The 18,998-nt window shown below is 66.5% G+C and carries 17 protein-coding genes and 3 pseudogenes; 16 read left to right on the top strand and 4 right to left on the bottom strand.

The genetic code is table 11. From position 1 onward, the window contains the following. Positions 1-84: 84 nt before the first annotated feature. The 13 genes and pseudogenes from soxX to ABFB10_RS04105 all read left to right on the top strand — a co-directional run bounded on the left by soxX (position 85) and on the right by ABFB10_RS04105 (position 13,340). Positions 85-561, top strand: coding sequence for a sulfur oxidation c-type cytochrome SoxX (soxX, locus tag ABFB10_RS04175; protein WP_206564621.1), 477 nt, complete (start codon positions 85-87; stop codon positions 559-561). Between the two features lie 24 nt (positions 562-585). Beyond that, positions 586-1,021: pseudogene (gene soxY, locus ABFB10_RS04170) on the top strand (thiosulfate oxidation carrier protein SoxY). A gap of 18 nt (positions 1,022-1,039) precedes the next feature. After that, complete coding sequence (gene soxZ, locus ABFB10_RS04165; protein WP_347165540.1) at positions 1,040-1,366, top strand: thiosulfate oxidation carrier complex protein SoxZ; 327 nt, start codon at positions 1,040-1,042, stop codon at positions 1,364-1,366. Between the two features lie 60 nt (positions 1,367-1,426). Then, positions 1,427-2,274, top strand: a pseudogene (gene soxA / locus ABFB10_RS04160) (sulfur oxidation c-type cytochrome SoxA). Between the two features lie 97 nt (positions 2,275-2,371). Next, positions 2,372-4,069, top strand: coding sequence for a thiosulfohydrolase SoxB (soxB, locus tag ABFB10_RS04155; protein ID WP_347165539.1), 1,698 nt, complete (start codon positions 2,372-2,374; stop codon positions 4,067-4,069). A gap of 69 nt (positions 4,070-4,138) precedes the next feature. Further along, positions 4,139-5,416, top strand: a complete 1,278-nt coding sequence (gene soxC / locus ABFB10_RS04150) for a sulfite dehydrogenase (RefSeq protein WP_347165538.1) — start codon at positions 4,139-4,141, stop codon at positions 5,414-5,416. Then, positions 5,400-6,694: pseudogene (locus ABFB10_RS23975) on the top strand (c-type cytochrome). The gene soxC and the pseudogene ABFB10_RS23975 overlap by 17 nt, the downstream one beginning before the upstream one ends. 37 nt (positions 6,695-6,731) lie before the next feature. Then, positions 6,732-7,421: a c-type cytochrome gene (locus ABFB10_RS04130; protein WP_347167929.1), complete on the top strand. Its 690-nt coding sequence runs from the start codon at positions 6,732-6,734 to the stop codon at positions 7,419-7,421. A gap of 343 nt (positions 7,422-7,764) precedes the next feature. Continuing rightward, positions 7,765-9,024 carry an FCSD flavin-binding domain-containing protein gene (locus tag ABFB10_RS04125; RefSeq protein WP_347165534.1) on the top strand — a complete coding sequence of 420 codons (1,260 nt, stop codon included), beginning with the start codon at positions 7,765-7,767 and terminating at the stop codon, positions 9,022-9,024. Between the two features lie 183 nt (positions 9,025-9,207). Further along, the gene (locus ABFB10_RS04120; protein ID WP_347165533.1) at positions 9,208-10,149 is read left to right on the top strand and encodes a cation diffusion facilitator family transporter; all 942 of its coding nucleotides are present in this window, start codon (positions 9,208-9,210) and stop codon (positions 10,147-10,149) included. A 577-nt stretch (positions 10,150-10,726) separates the two neighbouring features. Further along, complete coding sequence (locus ABFB10_RS04115) at positions 10,727-11,353, top strand: ATP-dependent Clp protease proteolytic subunit (protein WP_347165532.1); 627 nt, start codon at positions 10,727-10,729, stop codon at positions 11,351-11,353. A gap of 196 nt (positions 11,354-11,549) precedes the next feature. Continuing rightward, positions 11,550-12,812 carry an ATP-dependent Clp protease ATP-binding subunit ClpX gene (clpX, locus tag ABFB10_RS04110; RefSeq protein WP_347165531.1) on the top strand — a complete coding sequence of 421 codons (1,263 nt, stop codon included), beginning with the start codon at positions 11,550-11,552 and terminating at the stop codon, positions 12,810-12,812. Between the two features lie 171 nt (positions 12,813-12,983). After that, positions 12,984-13,340: a RidA family protein gene (locus ABFB10_RS04105; RefSeq protein WP_347165530.1), complete on the top strand. Its 357-nt coding sequence runs from the start codon at positions 12,984-12,986 to the stop codon at positions 13,338-13,340. A gap of 40 nt (positions 13,341-13,380) precedes the next feature. On the opposite strand, the gene ABFB10_RS04100 is transcribed toward ABFB10_RS04105, so the two are convergent. Beyond that, positions 13,381-15,156 (bottom strand): FkbM family methyltransferase, encoded by a 1,776-nt coding sequence (locus ABFB10_RS04100; protein WP_347165529.1) that lies wholly within the window; start codon positions 15,154-15,156, stop codon positions 13,381-13,383. A gap of 181 nt (positions 15,157-15,337) precedes the next feature. Between ABFB10_RS04100 and ABFB10_RS04095 the strand changes: the two genes are divergently transcribed. The 3 genes from ABFB10_RS04095 to ABFB10_RS04085 are packed head-to-tail and all read left to right on the top strand — an operon-like array spanning position 15,338 to position 16,517. Beyond that, complete coding sequence (locus ABFB10_RS04095) at positions 15,338-15,721, top strand: NADH:ubiquinone oxidoreductase subunit NDUFA12 (RefSeq protein ID WP_347165528.1); 384 nt, start codon at positions 15,338-15,340, stop codon at positions 15,719-15,721. Continuing rightward, a complete protein-coding gene (mlaD, locus tag ABFB10_RS04090; protein WP_347165527.1) occupies positions 15,718-16,167 on the top strand; it encodes an outer membrane lipid asymmetry maintenance protein MlaD in 450 nt (149 codons plus the stop codon). Before ABFB10_RS04095 ends, mlaD begins: the two co-directional genes overlap by 4 nt. Continuing rightward, entirely contained in the window at positions 16,164-16,517 is a 354-nt protein-coding gene (locus ABFB10_RS04085; RefSeq protein WP_206564607.1) for a DUF2155 domain-containing protein, read from the top strand. Before mlaD ends, ABFB10_RS04085 begins: the two co-directional genes overlap by 4 nt. Here ABFB10_RS04085 and aat read toward each other — a convergent pair. The 3 genes from aat to accC form a co-directional block, all read right to left on the bottom strand. Then, entirely contained in the window at positions 16,481-17,149 is a 669-nt protein-coding gene (gene aat, locus ABFB10_RS04080) for a leucyl/phenylalanyl-tRNA--protein transferase (RefSeq protein ID WP_347165526.1), read from the bottom strand. The genes ABFB10_RS04085 and aat overlap by 37 nt on opposite strands. 185 nt (positions 17,150-17,334) lie before the next feature. Then, a complete protein-coding gene (locus ABFB10_RS04075; protein WP_347165525.1) occupies positions 17,335-17,514 on the bottom strand; it encodes a hypothetical protein in 180 nt (59 codons plus the stop codon). Between the two features lie 129 nt (positions 17,515-17,643). After that, positions 17,644-18,996: an acetyl-CoA carboxylase biotin carboxylase subunit gene (gene accC, locus ABFB10_RS04070; protein ID WP_347165524.1), complete on the bottom strand. Its 1,353-nt coding sequence runs from the start codon at positions 18,994-18,996 to the stop codon at positions 17,644-17,646. Positions 18,997-18,998: the final 2 nt, after the last annotated feature.

Below are 18,998 nucleotides of genomic sequence, written 5' to 3'. Positions count from 1 at the left end.
GACCGGGGGGCGGTGTTCTACGGTATGCAGCAGCCGATGCGAGCCAAGGCCCCCGTCGAGGGTCCGCAAGCCTAGGGAGGGAACATGAAGCTTACAGCACTGACAGCGGCGCTGGCACTGACCGCCGGAGCGGTCTGGGCGCAGGACGTCGCGCCGACCGACGTATCCTACAGCGAATACGGAGAGGTGGCGACGCCCCTGACCGCGGAAGCGGGCGATGCGGAACGCGGGATGCAGGTCTTCTCGCAGCGGTCGCAGGGCAACTGCGTGGCCTGCCACGTGGTCGAGCAGTACCCGGACATCGCCTTTCAGGGAGAGGTCGGCCCGCCGCTTTCGGGCGTCGGCGGTTACCGCTCTGCCGAGGAACTGCGCGGCATCGTGGCCAATGCCAAGATGACCTTCCCCGACACGGTCATGCCGGCCTTCTACAAGACCACGGGCTTCATCCGCCCGGGCGATGCCTACACCGGCAAGGCCGCATCCGGAGACCTTCCGCCGATCCTGTCGGCACAACAGATCGAAGACGTTGTCGCTTTCCTGCTGACGCTGCAGGAAGGCTGACACCCACCGCATAGGAGAACCCAAATGGACTTCACGAGACGTGAGACCCTCGGCCATGGGGAGCGCCGCCGTCGTCACGGCGCTGCTGCCCCTGCGGGCCTTCGCACAGGCCGACCCGGACGCCGAGGCGGTGGGCACGCCGGACGAGTTTCTCGCCGGTGCCAGCGCGGGCGAGGGCGACCTGACCCTGACCGCGCCCGAGATCGCCGAGAACGGCAACACCGTGCCGATCGCCTTCGACGCGCCCGGCGCGGTCGAGGTGCGGATCTTCGCGCTTGGCAACCCGACGCCCGGTGTCGGCACCTTCCGCTTCGGCCCGCTGGCCGGGTCGCGCGCGGCGTCGACCCGCATCCGTCTGGCCGGAACGCAGGACGTGCAGGCCATCGCCAAGATGGAAGACGGCAGCTACGTCACGGCCACGAAAACGGTCAAGGTCACCATCGGCGGCTGCGGCGGCTGAGTAGAGGAGTACGACAATATGGCATCCGGAGTTAAACCCCGCGTCAAGGTTCCCTCGTCGGCCTCTGCCGGTGATGTGATCACGATCAAGACGCTGATCTCTCACCCGATGGAATCGGGCCAGCGCAAGGACGGCGACGGCAACCTGATCCCGCGCTCGATCATCAACCGCTTCACCTGTGACTTCAACGGGCAGAACGTGATCGACGTGGTCATGGCGCCGTCGATCTCGACCAACCCCTACTTCGAATTCGAAGCCACGGTTCCCGAGGCCGGCGAGTTCAAGTTCACCTGGTACGACGACGATGGCGACGTCTACGAGGAAGTGAAGCCGATCTCCGTCTAGGAACAGCCGTCTGCCCCGCCATCCGCGCGGGGCAGATCAGCCATAAGGGAGGGATAACCTATGAAAATCAAGGCATTGACGGCAGTGGCCGCATTGCTTGCCGCGCCCGTGGTCCTGGCCGGTGGCGCCGACGACGACGTTCTGACGATCGACGGGCAGGAGATGGTCTCGAAGACCGCCGCGGCTCGAACACATGGCCGAGACCGGGATCGACGAGGTCGTGTCCGGCTGGCACTTCCGCACCGACGAGACCCAGTGCGCTGGAAATGGACACCTTCGACAACCCGGCGATGATCTTCGTCGACCAGGCCATCGACATGTGGGGCACGGTCGAGGGCGAGGCCGGTGAAAGCTGCGCCTCGTGCCACGGCGATGTCGACACCTTCAAGGGCCTGTCGACGCAGATGCCGAAGGTCGACGCGGACGGCAATCTCGTGGTCATGGAAGATCTCGTGAACACCTGCCGCACCGACCGGATGCAGGCCGAGGCCTGGAAATGGTCCGGCGGCGAGATGCAGGCCATGGTGTCGCTGATCGGCCACCAGTCGCTTGGCATGCCGATGAACGTGGCCATCGACGGCCCCGCCGCCCCCTTCTGGGAGCAGGGCAAAGAGATGTATTACACGCGGTACGGCCAGCTGGAACTGTCCTGCGCCAATTGCCACGAAGAGAACTACGGCAACTACATCCGCGCCGATCACCTGTCGCAGGGCCAGACCAACGGTTTCCCGACCTACCGTCTGAAACAGGCCAAGCTGATCTCGAAGCACAACCGCTTCCGGGGCTGCATCCGCGACACCCGGGCGGAAACCTTCGCCGAAGGATCCGACGAGTTCCGCGCGCTGGAACTGTATGTCGCCTCGCGCGGCAATGGCCTCAGCGTCGAGACCCCGGCGGTCCGCCAGTAATCCCGGTGCCCCGCGCCGGTTCGCTGGCGCGGGGTTTCCCGACAGAAACCCATGCACACATGCGCATGTGTGTCCTGAGATAGAAAGCCTCCCTCCCATGATCTCGAGACGCGATTTCCTGCAGGTGTCCATGGCGGCCTCGGCGCTGTACGGCGCTTCCGGTTTTGGCCGCTGGTCCCGTCTGGCCGCCCAGCAGGCGCTGACGCAGGACCAGCTTCTGCAATTCGACACCTACGGCAATGTCAGCCTGATCCACGTCACCGACATCCACGCCCAGCTTGTGCCGATCCGCTTCCGCGAGCCGTCGGTCAATATCGGCGTCGGCCCGAACCGGGGTGAGGTGCCGCATGTCACCGGCGCCGACTTCCGCCGCCTCTACGGCATCGAGGACGGCTCGCCCTCGCACTACGCCCTGTCCTCGGGCGATTTCGCGGCGCTGGCGCAGGCCTATGGCCGCGTCGGCGGGCTGGACCGCGTGTCCACGGTGGTCAACGCCATCCGTGCTGACCGCCCCGACGCGCTGCTGCTGGACGGCGGCGACACATGGCACGGCTCTTACACCTGCTACCACAGCGAGGGGCAGGACATGGTGAATGCCATGAACGGGCTGAAGCCCGACGCCATGACCTTCCACTGGGAATTCACGCTGGGCTCTGACCGCGTTCAGGAACTGGTGGAGGGCCTGCCCTTCGCCGCCCTTGGCCAGAACATCTTCGACGCCGAGTGGGACGAGCCCGCCGAGCTGTTCAAGCCCTACAAGTTCTTCGAGCGCGGCGGCGTGAAGATCGCCGTGATCGGGCAGGCCTTCCCCTACATGCCCATCGCCAACCCGCGCTGGATGTTCCCGGAATACAGCTTTGGCATCCGCGACGAGAACATGCAGGCCATGGTCGACGAGGTCCGCGCGGCGGGCGCCGAGCTGGTCGTCTGCCTGTCGCACAACGGCTTCGACGTGGACAAGAAGATGGCCTCGGTCGTGACCGGCATCGACGTGATCCTCTCGGGCCACACCCATGACGCGCTGCCGGAACCGGTGCAGGTGGGGCAGACCTTCATCGTGGCCTCGGGGTCCAACGGCAAGTTCGTCAGCCGCGTTGATCTGGACGTGCGCGACGGGGCGATGATGGGCATCCGCCACAAGCTGATCCCGATCTTCTCGGATGTCATCGCCCCCGATCCGGTGATGACCAAGCTGATCGAGGAACAGCGCGCCCCCCACATGGACGCGCTGACCGAAGTCATCGGCACCACCGAAGAGCTGCTGTATCGCCGTGGCAACTTCAACGGCACATGGGACGACCTGATCTGCAACGCGCTGATCTCGGAACGCGAGGCCGACATCGCGCTCAGCCCCGGCGTGCGCTGGGGGCCAAGCCTGATCCCGGGCGATCCGATCACCCGCGAGGACATCTGGGGCGTCACCTCGATGTCCTACGGCGAGGCCTATCGCAGCGAGATGACCGGCGAGTTCCTCAAGGTCGTTCTGGAAGACGTGGCCGACAACATCTTCAACCCCGATCCCTATTACCAGCAGGGAGGCGACATGGTGCGCGTCGGTGGCATGGGCTACCGCATCGACGTGACCAAGCCGCAGGGCGAGCGCATCAGCGACATGACGCTGCTGAAGACCGGCGAGGCCATCGACCCGGCGAAATCCTACGTCGTCGCGGGCTGGGCCTCGGTCAACGAGGGCACCGAGGGCCCGATGATCTGGGACGTGGTCGAGGATCACATCCGCAAGCAGGGTACCGTGACCCTGGACCCGAACAACTCCGTCGAGGTGGTGGGCGCGTAAGCGCCCCCGCCGCACATTTTTCACCATCCCATTCACATAGATGAATGGCATGATGCGAAAGGACGCCAGATGAACAAGGACAAGACAGGCCCCTCGCGCCGCCAGTTCCTGACCAGCGCCGCCGCGATGGGGGCGGGGGCCGTGGCCGCCACAGGCGCCCGCGCCGCCGGGCCGGACCCGCTGATCACCGAGGTCCAGCCCTGGGCCCGGGGCTTTGGCGACGGGGTGGACGCCACGCGCTACGGGCTGCCGATCCGCTTCGAGGAGGACGTGGTCCGCCGCAACGTGGAATGGCTGACCGCCGACACGATTTCCTCGATCAACTTCACGCCGATCCACGCGCTGGACGGCACCATCACCCCGCAGGGCTGCGCCTTCGAACGGCACCACTCGGGTGCCATCGAACTGGCCAAGCAGGACTATCGCCTGATGATCAACGGGCTGGTCGATCAGCCGCTGGTCTTCACCTACGCCGACCTCGAACGCTTCCCGCGCGAGCAGCACGTCTACTTCCTCGAATGCGCGGCGAACACCGGCATGGAGTGGGCGGGCGCGCAGCTGAACGGCGCGCAGTTCACCCACGGCATGATCCACAACATGGAATACACCGGCGTGCCGCTGCGCACCCTGCTGGCCGAGGCCGGTCTGGATGCCGCCGGGGACTTCAAGGACAAATGGGTCTACGTCGAGGGCGCGGATGCCTCTTCGAACGGGCGCTCGATCCCGATGGAAAAGGCCATGGACGACGTGCTGGTGGCATTCAAGGCCAACGGCGAGGCCCTGCGGAAAGAGCACGGCTATCCTGTGCGCCTCGTCGTGCCGGGCTGGGAAGGCAACATGTGGGTCAAGTGGCTGCGCCGGGTCGAGGTCATGGACGGCCCCGTCGAAAGCCGCGAGGAAACCTCGAAATACACCGATGTTCTGGCCGACGGCACCGCGCGCAAATGGACCTGGGTGATGGATGCCAAATCCGTGATCACCTCGCCCAGCCCGCAGGCGCCGATCAGCCATGGCCACGGCCCGCTGGTCATCACCGGCATGGCCTGGTCCGGCCATGGCAAGATCACCCGTGTCGATGTCTCGAAGGACGGTGGCAAGACCTGGGAAACCGCGCGCCTTGCGGCCCCCGGCGAGGACAAGGCACTGACGCGCTTCTACCTTGATACCACGTGGAACGGCGAAGAGATGCTGCTGCAATCCCGCGCCATGGACGAAACCGGCTACGTGCAGCCCACCAAGGCGCAGCTGCGCGAGGTGCGCGGGCTGAACTCGATCTATCACAACAATTGCATCCAGACCTGGCACGTCAAAGCCAGCGGGGAGGCCGAAAATGTCGAAGTCTCTTAATCTCATGCTGGGCGTGGGGGCGGGCGTTGGCCTGACCCTTCTGGGCGCCTACAACTTTGCCGACCGCACGGTGGCCGGGATGCCATCGACCCCGCGCAGCATGACCGCGCTGCCGGCCCCGATCCCCGAACCCTCGGCCCCGGTGCAGAAGGCCGAGGCCCCGGCAGAGGCGCCGGTTGTCCAGGCCGCCGCAGAGGCGCCCGCCGCAGCCCCCGAGGGCGGGCTTGTCGCCGCCGCGCAGGCGGACGAGGCCGCGGGCACCCGCTTTGGCATCGGCCGCGCGGCCCTGCCCGAAGAGATCGCGGCCTGGGATCTGGACGTCAGCCCCGACGGAACCGGCCTGCCCGAGGGATCGGGCGACGCGCTGACCGGCGAGCCGCTGTTCGAAGAGGCCTGCGCGGTCTGCCACGGCTCTTTTGCCGAGGGGGTCGACAACTGGCCCAAGCTGGCGGGCGGTGACGGCACGCTGGCCGACGAGGATCCGCTGAAGACCGTGGGTTCCTTCTGGCCCTATACCTCGACGGTCTGGGACTACGTTCACCGCTCGATGCCCTTCGGCAATGCGCAGAGCCTGTCGGTCGACGACACCTATGCCATCGTGGCCTACATCCTCTATTCCAACGACCTGATCGAGGACGATTTCGTTCTGGATCAGGACACGCTGCCCGCCTTCGAACTGCCGAACGCCCAGTGGCTTCGTCGTCGATGACCGGGCCGAGACGGAATACGGGCAGTGGCGGGCGGAACCCTGCATGACCGACTGCAAGGACAGCGTCGAGATCACCATGCGCGCCACCGTGCTGGACGTGACCCCGGAAGAGTCCGAAGAGGCGCCCGCCAGCACGACCCAGTGCGCCCGATGCGGCCCCCGCCGCCCCGGAGGAAGAGCAGGCCGCCGCGGACCCCGCAGCCGATGCGGCAGAGCCCGCACAGGCGGTTGACCCGGCACCCGCGCAGGCCGCCGCGCTGGACATGGATCTGGTCGAGACCGGCGAGCGGGTCTTCCGCAAGTGTCAGGCCTGCCACAAGACGGACGGCGGCAAGGCCGCGGGCCCGCATCTGGACGGCGTCTTCGGGCGCGAGATCGGCGCGGTCGAGGGCTTCAAGTACTCGGGCACCATGGCCGAGATGGGCGGCGTCTGGGACGCCGAGGCGCTGCAGGCCTTTCTTGCCAAACCGCGCGACTACGTGAAGGGTACGAAGATGGCCTTCGCCGGGCTGCGCAAGCAAGAGGAGCTGGACGCCGTGACTGAATACCTCAAGTCGATCTCGCAGTAGGATGCCGTAGGTGCTGCTGCGGCAGACAGCCACGGCCATGGCGCTGGCCCTCTTCGCGGGGCCGGCGTTTGCGCAGGACGATGCGGCAGAGCTGATCGGCGATGCCGGGCGCGGCGCGCAGATCTACCGCAGCTGCGTGACCTGCCACCAGATCGGCCCCGGCGCCGAGAACCGCACCGGTCCGCATCTGAACGGCATCTTCGGGCGCCGCGCGGGCAGCGTCGAGGGGTTCGACTATTCCGATGCCATGGACCGCGCCCATGGCGACGGCCTGACATGGGATTACGCGCGTCTCGATGCCTATATCGAGAACCCCCGCGCGCTGGTCTCTGGCACGCGGATGAGCTTTCGCGGCATCAAGGACAGGCAGGACCGGCACGACGTTCTGGCCTATCTGCGCCAGTTCACCGCCAGTCCGCAGGACATCCCCGAAAGCGCGCCCACCGCGATTCTGCGCGAGGTCGACCTGCCGCCAGAGGTGCTGGCCATCGTGGGTGACGCGGAATACGGCGCATATCTCGCCTCGGAATGCCTGACCTGCCACAAGCGCGACGGATCGGACGAGGGCATCCCCTCGATCGTGGCATGGAACACCGAGGATTTCGTCGTGGCCATGCATGCCTACAAGCAGAAACTGCGTCCGCATCCGGTGATGCAGATGATGGCGGGGCGCCTCAGCGATGAGGAAATCGCGGCCCTCGCCGCCTATTTCGAGGATCTTGAGTAAACGAAGGGTAAGGTTTTCCACCGTTGGCCATCCGGGAATCACAAGCGACAGTAGGCAGGTGCCGGGCGGCACATTGGTCGCCTGTTTTCTTAGTTGATCACGGGGTTTGGCCCCGACCATACCATACCGGACCCTTTTCTCATGAGCTTTGCAGCCCGCATTCTGCTTCTGGGCGCGCTCTTGACGCTGGCGGCGGTCTTCGGGGCGCTGCCAGTCTGAGACGCCCGTTGAAATTGCACGACAAGCAAGGCCCCCGTTCCGCAGGGAACGGGGGCCTTGTGCCATTGGTCGGGGAAAGAGGAGCCCGGACCATGCGACCCGTCCAGCCAGGAGGAGAACGGACATGGCCTTGAACAGAAGACACTTCATCGGATCGGGGATCGCGCTTGCGGGTCTCTCGGCGCCCATGGTCCAGGCGCAGGGCAGGCCCCGGGTCGTGGTGGTCGGCGGCGGCGCGGGCGGGGCCACGGCGGCGCGCTATATCGCCAAGGATTCCAACGGCGAGATCGACGTGACCCTGATCGAACCCTCGCGGACCTATTACACCTGCTTCTTTTCCAACCTCTATATCGGCGGCTTCCGCGATCTTCAGTCCACCGCCCATGACTACGGCAGGCTGGCCAGCGACTACGGCATCAACGTGGTGCACGACTGGGCGACGGGGGTGGACCGCGACGCCAGGACGGTTGCGCTGGCGGGCGGTGGGTCGGTGCCCTACGACCGGCTGATCCTGTCGCCGGGGATCGATTTCGTCGCGGGCTCGGTCGCGGGCTGGGATCTTTCGGCACAGGGCGTCATGCCCCACGCCTACAAGGCGGGCACGCAGACCACCCTGCTGAAAGCTCAGATCGAGGCGATGCCCGAGGGCGGAACCTTCGTCATGGTGGCGCCGCCGAACCCCTACCGCTGCCCGCCGGGCCCCTACGAGCGGATCTCGATGGTCGCCCATGTGCTGAAAGAGCGCAATCCGACCGCCAAGATCATCATCGCCGACCCGAAAGAGAAGTTCTCGAAGCAGGGGCTTTTCGAGGAGGGTTGGCAGAAGCACTACACCGGCATGATCGAACGCATCGGCCCGGATTTCGGCGGCGGCAACACCAGCGTGAACCCGCAGACCATGGAGGTCGACATCGACGGCGAGGTGATCAAGGCCGACGTCGTGAACGTCATTCCGGCGCAGAAGGCGGGGCTGATCTGCGAGGCGGCGGGCCTGACCGAAGGCAATTGGGTGCCGGTCGACGGGCACTCGATGGTGTCGCGCATGGATGAAAACATCTACGTCCTCGGGGATGCGACCAATCAGGGCGACATGCCCAAGTCCGGCTTCAGCGCCAATTCACAGGCCAAGGTGGCGGCCATGGCGGTGCGCGGCGCGCTGACCGGCAGCCGCGTCTTCCCGGCCAAGTACAGCAACACCTGCTGGTCGCTGATCGCCACCGACGACGGCGTCAAGGTCGGCGCGGCCTACGAGCCGACCGAGGAGAAGATCGCCTCGGTCTCCAGCTTCGTCAGCCAGACCGGAGAGGACGCGGCCATGCGCAAGGCGACCTTCGAGGAAAGCATCGGCTGGTACGAGGGGATCACCTCGGACATGTTCGGGTGACCGGATCCTGACGCGGGTTTCCGGCCCGTAAACGGAGAACCGACCGGTTCGCAGGGCGTATCCGGCCGGTTTGCAAAGCCCTGCGGCGGTGGGCGGCCCGCCTGTCGGCGCGCCCATCGCCGGGTGCCCGCGCCGGGCCGAGGGGGGCTTGACCTTCGCCGTCTGCGGGCGCTTTCTGCGCCCATGCCCCACGATCACGCGCATGGCTCGCACGGCCACCATCATCACCACCACATCGACCCCGAACAGCTTGCCGGTGACAAGCGGCTGGCGGCGGCGGTGGGGGTCAACGTCCTCTTGACCGTCGCGCAGATCATCGGCGGGATCGTCTCGGGCAGTCTGGCGATGATCGCCGATGCGCTGCACAATTTCTCGGATGCCGCGAGCCTTGTGATCGCGGTCTGGGCACGGCGCATCGCGCGCCGGCCCGCCGACGAGGCCATGACCTTCGGCTATGGCCGGGCCGAGGTGGTGGCGGCGTTGATCAACCTGACGACGCTGATCCTGATCGGGCTCTACCTGGTCTACGAGGCGGTGCTGCGCTTCTTCGATCCGCAGGAGGTGACGGGCTGGCTGATCGTCGTGATCGCCAGTGTCGCCCTTGTGGTGGACCTCGTGACCGCATGGCTGACCTATCGCATGGCGCAGGACAGCGTGAACATCCGCGCGGCCTTCCTGCACAACCTCGCCGACGCGCTGGGGTCGGTCGCGGTGATCCTTGCGGGCACGCTGATCCTGCTGTTCGGCTGGACATGGGTCGACCCGCTGGTGACGCTGGGCATCGCCGGATACATCCTGTGGATGGCCTGGGCCGAGATCGGCGGCGTGATCCGCATCCTGATGCTGGGCACGCCGCCCGCCATGGCCCCCGAGGCGGTGCTGGAAAGCGCCGAGGCCGTCGAGGGCGTCGAAGCGCTGCATAGCGCCCACCTGTGGCAGATCGACGAGGGCCGCTCTGCGCTGACGGCGCATCTGGTGGTGGTCGAGGGCGCCTGGTCGCGGGCCGATGCGATCAAGGCCTCGGTGAAGGCGCGGCTGGTCGAGGCGCACGGGCTGCGGGAGGTGACGCTGGAGCTGGAATGCGCGGCCCATCGCTGCGCGGAACCGCGGCGGATCGGCGGCTAGGGCGCGGGGCCTGACACCGGGGAGAGCCCTGCTTTCGGGGCGGGCGTGTCGTTGTTCCCGGTTCAGGCCGGAGGCTTTCTGGCGGGCGTGGAGGGGGCTCTGCCCCCGCGCTGCGCGCCCCCCGAGGTATTTCGAAGACCAGAGAAGAGCGGGGGGCGCAATTCTAGGAAGCCCTTGAAATTGCTGCGCCAGAGGAGTGCCCCGGGAAGAGGCGCGGTCTCTTGGGTGCCGTGGCGGTGCAGAACGGCCCGGGTAATATCGTCTTTCGTTCCGGCGCGGTGGTGCAGCCATGGCGACAGGCCCGAGACTGCCGAGGGCCGGGCCCCGGGTCGCGGCGGCGGACTGCGGCAGGGGCGCGCCCGGCGCCGGGCGGGAGACCCCGCAGCCTTGAAAGGCCCGCTTCGCATGTCGCGGTAAACGGAAGATCCCTTGGCAGGAACGGCCGGATCGATGGGGCAGGCCGGGCTTCGGGCCGGTGCCGTCGGACCGGGGCCCCTTGCAGCCCCCCAACACCGCTACTAAGACTCAGGTAACTTTCCGGCGTTACGACACAGTTCAGCAATCCGAGGCAGGCAGAATGAAAGATCCGATCGACACCTACATGAACCTCGTCCCCATGGTGGTCGAGCAGACCAGCCGCGGCGAACGCGCCTACGACATCTTCTCGCGCCTGCTGAAGGAGCGGATCATCTTCCTGAACGGGCCGGTCCACGACGGCATGTCCAGCCTTGTGGTGGCGCAGCTGCTGCACCTTGAGGCCGAGAACCCGTCCAAGGAAATCTCGATGTATATCAACAGCCCCGGCGGTGTCGTCACCTCGGGCCTGTCGATCTACGACACCATGCAGTACATCAAGCCCAAGGTTTCGACCCCGGTGATCGGGCAGGCGGCCTCGATGGGGTCGCTGCTGCTGACCGCCGGGGCGGCGGGCATGCGCTATTCGCTGCCCAACAGCCGGATCATGGTGCACCAGCCCTCGGGCGGCTACCAGGGGCAGGCGACGGACATCATGATCCACGCCGAAGAGACGCTGAAGCTGAAGCGGCGACTGAATGAAATCTACGTGAAGCACACCGGTCAGGACTACGAGACCGTCGAGGCCGCGCTGGAGCGTGACAACTTCATGGATGCCGAGCGGGCCAAGGAATGGGGGCTGATCGACGAGATCGTCACCAACCGCGTGCCCGACGAAGAGGCGAAGTAAGACTGTCCCGCCCCGGGCCGGGGCCCGGGGCGGGGCGAACTTTCGGATTGTCGTGCCCTTGGGGCTGGCCTAGACTTGTCGAATCCGGACGACAGGCCATGGTCCGGGGTTCGGGCTGGCCCGGGGCCGGGCGCGGCAGGGGTCGCGCGACTGATGCGGATGAGGAGACCGGGACTGAGCCCGGGAAAGGTGCAGGATGGCAACGAATTCAGGCGGCGACAGCAAGAACACGCTCTATTGCAGCTTTTGCGGCAAGAGCCAGCACGAGGTGCGCAAACTGATCGCGGGACCGACGGTCTTCATCTGCGACGAATGCGTCGAACTCTGCATGGACATCATCCGCGAAGAGACCAAGGGCGCGGGGCTGAAATCCTCCGAGGGCGTGCCGACCCCACGCGAGATCTGCGAAGTGCTTGACGATTACGTGATCGGCCAGATGAAGGCCAAGCGCGTTCTCTCGGTCGCGGTCCACAACCACTACAAGCGCCTGAACCACGCGCAGAAGTCCTCGGACATCGAGCTGGCGAAATCCAACATCCTGCTGATCGGCCCCACCGGCTGCGGCAAGACGCTGCTGGCGCAGACGCTGGCGCGCATTCTGGACGTGCCCTTCACCATGGCGGATGCGACCACGCTGACCGAGGCGGGCTACGTGGGCGAGGATGTCGAGAACATCATCCTGAAGCTGCTTCAGGCGTCCGAATACAACGTCGAACGCGCGCAGCGCGGCATCGTCTACATCGACGAGGTCGACAAGATCACCCGCAAGTCGGAAAACCCTTCGATAACCCGCGACGTCTCGGGCGAGGGCGTGCAGCAGGCGCTGCTGAAGCTGATGGAAGGCACCGTGGCCTCGGTGCCGCCGCAGGGCGGGCGCAAGCATCCCCAGCAGGAATTCCTGCAGGTGGACACGACCAACATCCTGTTCATCTGCGGCGGCGCCTTTGCCGGCCTGGACCGGATCATCAAGCAGCGCGGCAAGGGCTCTGCCATGGGCTTCGGCGCCGATGTGCGCGACGACAGCGAGCAGGGCGTGGGCGAGACCTTCCGTTCTCTCGAGCCCGAGGATCTGCTGAAGTTCGGCCTGATCCCGGAATTCGTCTACCGTCTGCCCGTGGTGGCGACGCTGGAGGATCTGGATGAGGACGCGCTGATCACCATCCTGACGCAGCCCAAGAACGCTCTGGTCAAGCAGTACCAGCGCCTGTTCGAGATGGAGGACACGCAGCTGTCCTTCACCGACGACGCGCTGTCCTCGATCGCCAAGAAGGCCATCGAGCGCAAGACCGGCGCGCGCGGCCTGCGGTCGATCCTCGAAGGCATCCTTCTGGACACCATGTTCGAACTGCCGGGCATGGACGAGGTGACCGAGGTGGTGGTGAACGACGAGGCGGTGACCTCGGACGCCAAGCCGCTGATGATCTACGCGGAAAACAAGAAAGAGGGTGCCTCGGCCTGAGGCCCCTTCGACAGGACGTATGAAAAGGGCGGGGCGCGCGGGCCTCGCCCTTTTTCGTGGGCCGTCTCTGGTGGCAGGGCGCACCCTGCCATGGCGCCCCGATCACCCTTGCGCGCGCTGGCGTTTGGCGCCATTGCCGCGCCATATCCCAACAGGCGAAAGGCCGCACCCATGACCATCAAACGTATCCACACCGGCAGTCCCTTCGAGGAAAAGGTCGGCTATTGCCGCGCCGTCGTCGCGGGCGGCTTCGTCCATGTCGCGGGCACCGTGGGGCAGGGCGACGACGTGGTTGCGCAGTGCCGCGCCGCGCTGGAGGTCATCGGCAAGGCGCTGGCCGAGGCCGGATCGGGTTTCGACAAGGCCGTCCGGGTCACATACTATCTGCCCGACGCGGCAGAGTTCGAGCCCTGCTGGCCGGTCCTGAAAGAGGTTTTCGGGGACAACCCGCCCGCCGCGACCATGGTGGAATGCAACCTCATCGACCCCAAGTACCGGATCGAGATCGAGCTGACCACGCTGGCCTGACCGGCGGTTCTGGCGGCGGGGGCGGGCCTTTCGGGGGCCGCTAGGCCTCTGCCGCCTCTCGGAAATAGCGGTCGCCAAGCGCGGCCTGCGCCTCGTGTTCGGGGATCGCGGACCGGGGGGCGCCTTCGCCGATGAAGCCCGCCGCGCGCAGGCTGACCTGCATGGCGGGCAGGTCGGGTTCGCCCACGGACAGGCGCGGGCGCGGGCTTTCGACGTTCTGCCAGACGGCGCGCAGGTGGTCGATCACCACGGGCGTGCGGCCCGTGAAACCCGCGATATGGCGCGCGATCTGCGCGGTCGAGCCGGAGCGGCGGCGGCACAGGATCGCGACGCGCTGATCGGCCCGCCCGCAGAAGGCGTAAAGATGCAGCGCAGAGCCTTCCGAGGCGACGATCTGCCGGGCCGCCTTGTAGCGGGCGATCTGCTGCGGGATGGTGTGACGCTCGGGGTGGAAGATGTCGTAGCCCTCGGCCCTCATCAGCTTTTCGACGCGCTCTTCGCCCAGCAGGGCGCCACGGGACGGCCCCAGAAGCGCGCGGGAGATGTACAGTTTTTCGCCCCCCTCGGGCGCGATCCCGGCGCCGAAGCGGCGGTGCATGAAGTCTCGGAAGATCTGCGTGCCGTCGGTGATCGCGCCAAGGCCAAAGCCCTGCCCGGGCACGATAAGCTCCGCCACCTCGGTCGGCTTGTGGGCCACGCGGATGGGGACATCGCCCAGACCCATGGCCGCGAAGAAATCGGCGCGGAAGCCGGTCAGGTCGGGGTCTTCGCGCGGGCGGCGGGGCACGAAGAGGATGCCATCCACGCCGCCCGGCACGGTGTCGTAACCCCAGAGCCGCCCGGGGCTTTCCACCACGAAATGCGCGAAGTTGCGCCACATGACGCCGCCCCAGAGCCAGCGGCCTTCCAGCCGTTCCACCCGGGGCGGGCGTTCGAAGGGCAGGTTGATGCGGCGCATGTTGCGCCACAGCGCCCCTTCGGGCACGTCGGCGCCGGTGCTGGTGATCACGCCCGAGGGTGCGCTCAGCTGGTTGATGCGGGCGCCGGTGACGACGGCGCCCTTCACGGCCCGCAGCGTGCAGGACCAGCCGCCCGCGGGGTCGGGGCGCAGCGCGCGGGCGTCCTGTTTCGGCGCGGTCCTGACACAGGTCCAGACGAAACGGGTCGAGGTCTTGGCCAGCTTGCCGAAGCCGGCGTCGCGCAGCGCCTCCTTGCAGCGGCGCATGCCCTCCTTGCCGTAAAGGTCGGGGTGGAATTCCAGCACCACGGCGCGCAGTCCCGACAGGTCGGCATGGGCCAGGAAGTCCAGCTCTCCGCCCTCGATATCCATGATCAGCACGGTCGGACGGAAGTCGCGCACCACGTCCGCCCAAGCGGCGGTCTGCACGGGAACCGCTTCGGTCCGGCGGGTCTCGCGGTCGATCAGGGAATTGCCGAGGTAGGAGGAGCCGAGGAAGAAATCCATCGTCTCGGGGCGGTCGGGGGCGCTGATCACGACCTGATTGCGCACATCGATCCGGTCTTCGAGACCGTTCAGCGCGTGCAGCGCGCGGATATGGGGGATGAGGTTGGGGTTGGCCTCGAAGCTCAGCACCGCCTCGGGGCCCGCGTTCATCGCGGTGACGGCAGAGACGATGCCAAGGCCCGCGCCCATTTCCACGACACGGTCGCCGGGGCGGCAAACCGCCAGCGCGCCGGCAATCTCTTCGCCCTCATAGCGCGCCTCTTCGATCCGCCGGATGCGGGTGTCGGTGAGGAAGGGCGAATGCGGCACCTGCACGCCCTTGATGGCTATGGGTCTGAACGCGTCTGTCATCTCTGCCCGGATCGTTGCTGGGTCGTCGGCTTTTTCGGCAAAGGATAGGCAAGCCCTGGCCCCGCGACCAGAAATTTTGAGCGAAGCCGCGCGCACCGGGGCAGGGATGCGTCACGGCGGCCACTGGACCCGCCCGCGCAAATTCGCCATAGAGAGGGGGCAAGAAACGGGAGCCCTGCCCATGAGTCTGCTGAAGACGCTGCTGCGCGCCGTGACCTGGTGGAACGGGTCGACGCTGAACACCGCGCTTTACACCGCCCGCAAGGGGGTGAAGGTGGGCGAGGACGAGCAGGGCAATGCCTTCTACCGGACCGCCGACGGCAAGAAACGCTGGGTGATCTACAACGGAGAGATGGAGGCAAGCCGCGTCAGCCCCGACTGGCACGGCTGGCTGCATCACACCTTCGACGAATTGCCCAGCGAACGCCCGCTGCCGCACAAGCCCTGGGAAAAGCCGCATATCGAGAACCTGACCGGCACGGCGCTGGCCTATGCGCCGCCGGGATCGATCCGCCGCGAACAGCCCGCAGAGCGCCGCGACTACGAGGCCTGGAGCCCGGAATGACCCATTCCACCACCGAGGTCGCCGTGGGCGGCGCGGTCCTTGCGGCCGCCCTTGCCTTTGTCGTCTACACCGTTCAGGCGACCGGCTTTTCGCTGGGCGCCTCTGGCTATGACCTGCGCGCCTCGTTCCGGTCCATCGAAGGGGTCAACGTCGGCACCGACGTGCGGCTGGCGGGCGTCAAGGTGGGCGCCGTCACAGGCATCGTGCTGAACCCGGAAACCTATCGCGCCGATACCGTGGTCACGCTGAACGAGGGCATCCAGGTGCCCGACGACAGCGCCATTGTCATCGCGTCAGAGGGCCTTCTGGGCGGCAACTTCGTCGAGATCTCGCCGGGCGGCTCGCCTTTCTATTACGGGGCCGGGGACGAGATCCTTGACACGCAGGGCTCTGTCAGCCTGCTGACGCTGCTCTTGCGCTACGTGGGCAGCGGAGACGAGGAATGAGGCTGATTGCGTTTCTGATGCTGCTGGCCGGGGCTGCTTCGGCACAGGAAGCGGTGGATCAGGGCACCGGGGCGGTGCTGCGCGGGCTGGACAAGCTGAACGCCGCGACGACCGACATGACCATCGCCAACGGCCAGCGCGCGGCCTTCGGCGTGATGGAGGTCGAACTGGGCGATTGCCGCTATCCCAGCGGGAACCCTTCGGGCGATGCCTATGCCTTCCTGACGATCCGCGAGGCAGGCGTGGCGGAACCGGTCTTTCGCGGCTGGATGGTCGCGTCCTCGCCCGCACTGAACCCCATGGACCACCCGCGCTACGACGTCTGGGTGTTGCGCTGCTCCACCTCCTGAGCGTCGCGGCGGTGATGTCGCGCGACCTCGGCGCCGCTGGCGGGCAGGGGGCGTGACAGGATGTCGGCCGGGCATGACAGGGCCAGCGACAGGGCGTCACGATAGGCCTCTCGGGTGATCTCGACCGCGCCGAGCGAGGCGAGATGCGTCGTCAGGAACTGCGTGTCGAACAGGGTGAAGCCGCAGCGCGCCAGGTGGCAGGTCAGCCAGGCCAGCGCGACCTTCGAGGCATCGGTGCGGCGCGAGAACATCGACTCTCCGCAGAATGCCGCGCCCAGCGTGACGCCGTAGACACCGCCCACAAGCGCGCCCTCTGCGTGGACTTCCAGCGAATGGGCGTGGCCCATGGCGTGCAGCCTTGCGTATAGATCGCGAATGCCGCCGCTGATCCAGGTTTCGGGCCGGTCGGCGCAGCCGTCGATGACCCCGGGGAAATCTGTGTTCAGCGTGACCGTGAACCTGTCCTGCCGCAGACGGTTGGCCAGACTGCGCGAGACGTGAAAACCGTCCAGCGGCAGCACGCCGCGCCGACGCGGATCAACCCAGAAGATTTCCGGATCGTCCCGGGTTTCCGCCATCGGGAAAATGCCGGTTCGATAGGCCTGAAGAAGAAGCTCGGGGGTGACGGTCATTGGTCCGCGCTGCGCTGCTTTCCAGACAGATAGCCGAGCGCGCGAAGCCCTGCAAACCGCGAAGGCCTCCCGGCGTCGCGCCATGCGCGCCGACAGGGAAAATGCGCGGCGCAAAAGAAAAGGACGGCAGACCCGAAAGCCCGCCGTCCTTGACGTTGGTATCAACCGGCGCCGGGAAGCGGCGCTTAGTTGGTGCCGTCTGCCGACGCGACTGCGATGATCAGCGCCATGCCGCCGAGAACGGCGAGGGCCGGAACGGTCGACGTCTGCGTCGAAACGAAGGGGTCGTTGGCTTCCTGAGCGGTTGCCGCCAGCGGGGCTGCTGCCAGGGTTGCGACGACTGCGAGCTTTGCAAGGGTCTTCATTGGGTCACTCCTCTTGGAACTGTTGGACCTGTCTACAGGCCGAATAGAGCATGAGGGTCTCTCTCTGCCAATCAGTACATGGCTCAAAGAGTTCCCTTCGGCAAGACATGGCCGACGAAGACAGGGAGCTTATTTCGCCAACCCGCCGGATTCCAGCCATTTTTCAAGCCAGTGGATGTTGTACTCGCCCGTGTGGATGTCTCTTTCCTGCAACAGCGCATGAAATAGCGGGATCGTGGTATCGATCCCGTCAACGATCAATTCCCCAAGCGCCCGGTTCAGCCGGGCCAGCGCTTCGGGCCGGTCGCGTCCGTGCACGATCAGCTTGGCGATCAGGCTGTCGTAGTAGGGCGGGATGCGGTAGCCGTCGTACAGCGCGGAATCCATCCGCACGCCAAGGCCGCCCGGCGCGTGAAAGTGGCTGATCCGCCCGGGAGAGGGCCGGAATTCGGGCAGCTTCTCGGCGTTGATGCGGACCTCGATGGCGTGGCCGTTGATCGTCAGGTCGTCCTGCGTGAAAGACAGCTTTTCGCCAGCCGCCACGCGGATCTGTTCGCGCACGAGATCGACGCCGAAGATCGCCTCTGTCACCGGGTGTTCGACCTGAAGGCGGGTGTTCATCTCGATGAAGTAGAACTCGCCGTCCTCGTAGAGGAATTCGATCGTACCGGCACCGCTGTAGCCCATCTTGGCGATGGCGTCGGCGCAGATCTTGCCGATGCGGGCGCGTTCCTCGGGGGTGATGGTGGGGCCGGGGGCCTCTTCCAGCACCTTCTGGTGACGCCGTTGCAGCGAACAGTCGCGCTCGCCCAGATGGACGCCGCCGCCCTGTCCGTCGCCAAAGACCTGGATCTCGATGTGGCGCGGCTTTTGCAGGTATTTCTCGATATAGACTTCGTCGTTGCCGAAGGCGGCCTTGGCCTCGGAGCGGGCGGTCATGAATGCGCGCTCCATCTCGGACTCGGAGCGGGCAACCTTCATGCCGCGCCCGCCGCCGCCGGCGGTGGCCTTGATGATCACCGGATAGCCGAAGTCGGCGCCGATGGTCTTGGCGTCCTCGACCGTGGGCACGCCGCCGGCAGAGCCGGGAACGACCGGGATGCCCAGTTCCTTCGCGGTTTCCTTGGCGGTGATCTTGTCGCCCATGATGCGGATGTGCTGCGCGGAAGGGCCGATGAAGGTCAGGCCGTGGTCCTCGACGATCTGCACGAAGCGGGCGTTTTCGCTGAGGAACCCGTAGCCCGGGTGGATCGCCTGCGCGCCTGTGACCTCGCAGGCCGAGATGATGGCGGGCAGCGACAGGTAGCTGTCGGTCGAGGGCGCGGGGCCGATGCAGATGGTTTCATCGGCCATGCGGACGTGCATGGCGTCGCTGTCGGCGGTGGAATGCACCGCGACCGAGGGGATGCCCATCTCGCGGCAGGCGCGGATCACGCGCAGCGCGATTTCACCTCGGTTGGCAATCAGGATCTTGTCGAACATGG

This window comes from Ponticoccus litoralis (assembly GCF_039769985.1).
GTDB lineage: Bacteria > Pseudomonadota > Alphaproteobacteria > Rhodobacterales > Rhodobacteraceae > Ponticoccus > Ponticoccus litoralis.
The sequence above is the reverse complement of the archived record's forward strand: the minus strand, read 5'-3'. Positions and strand labels throughout refer to the sequence as shown.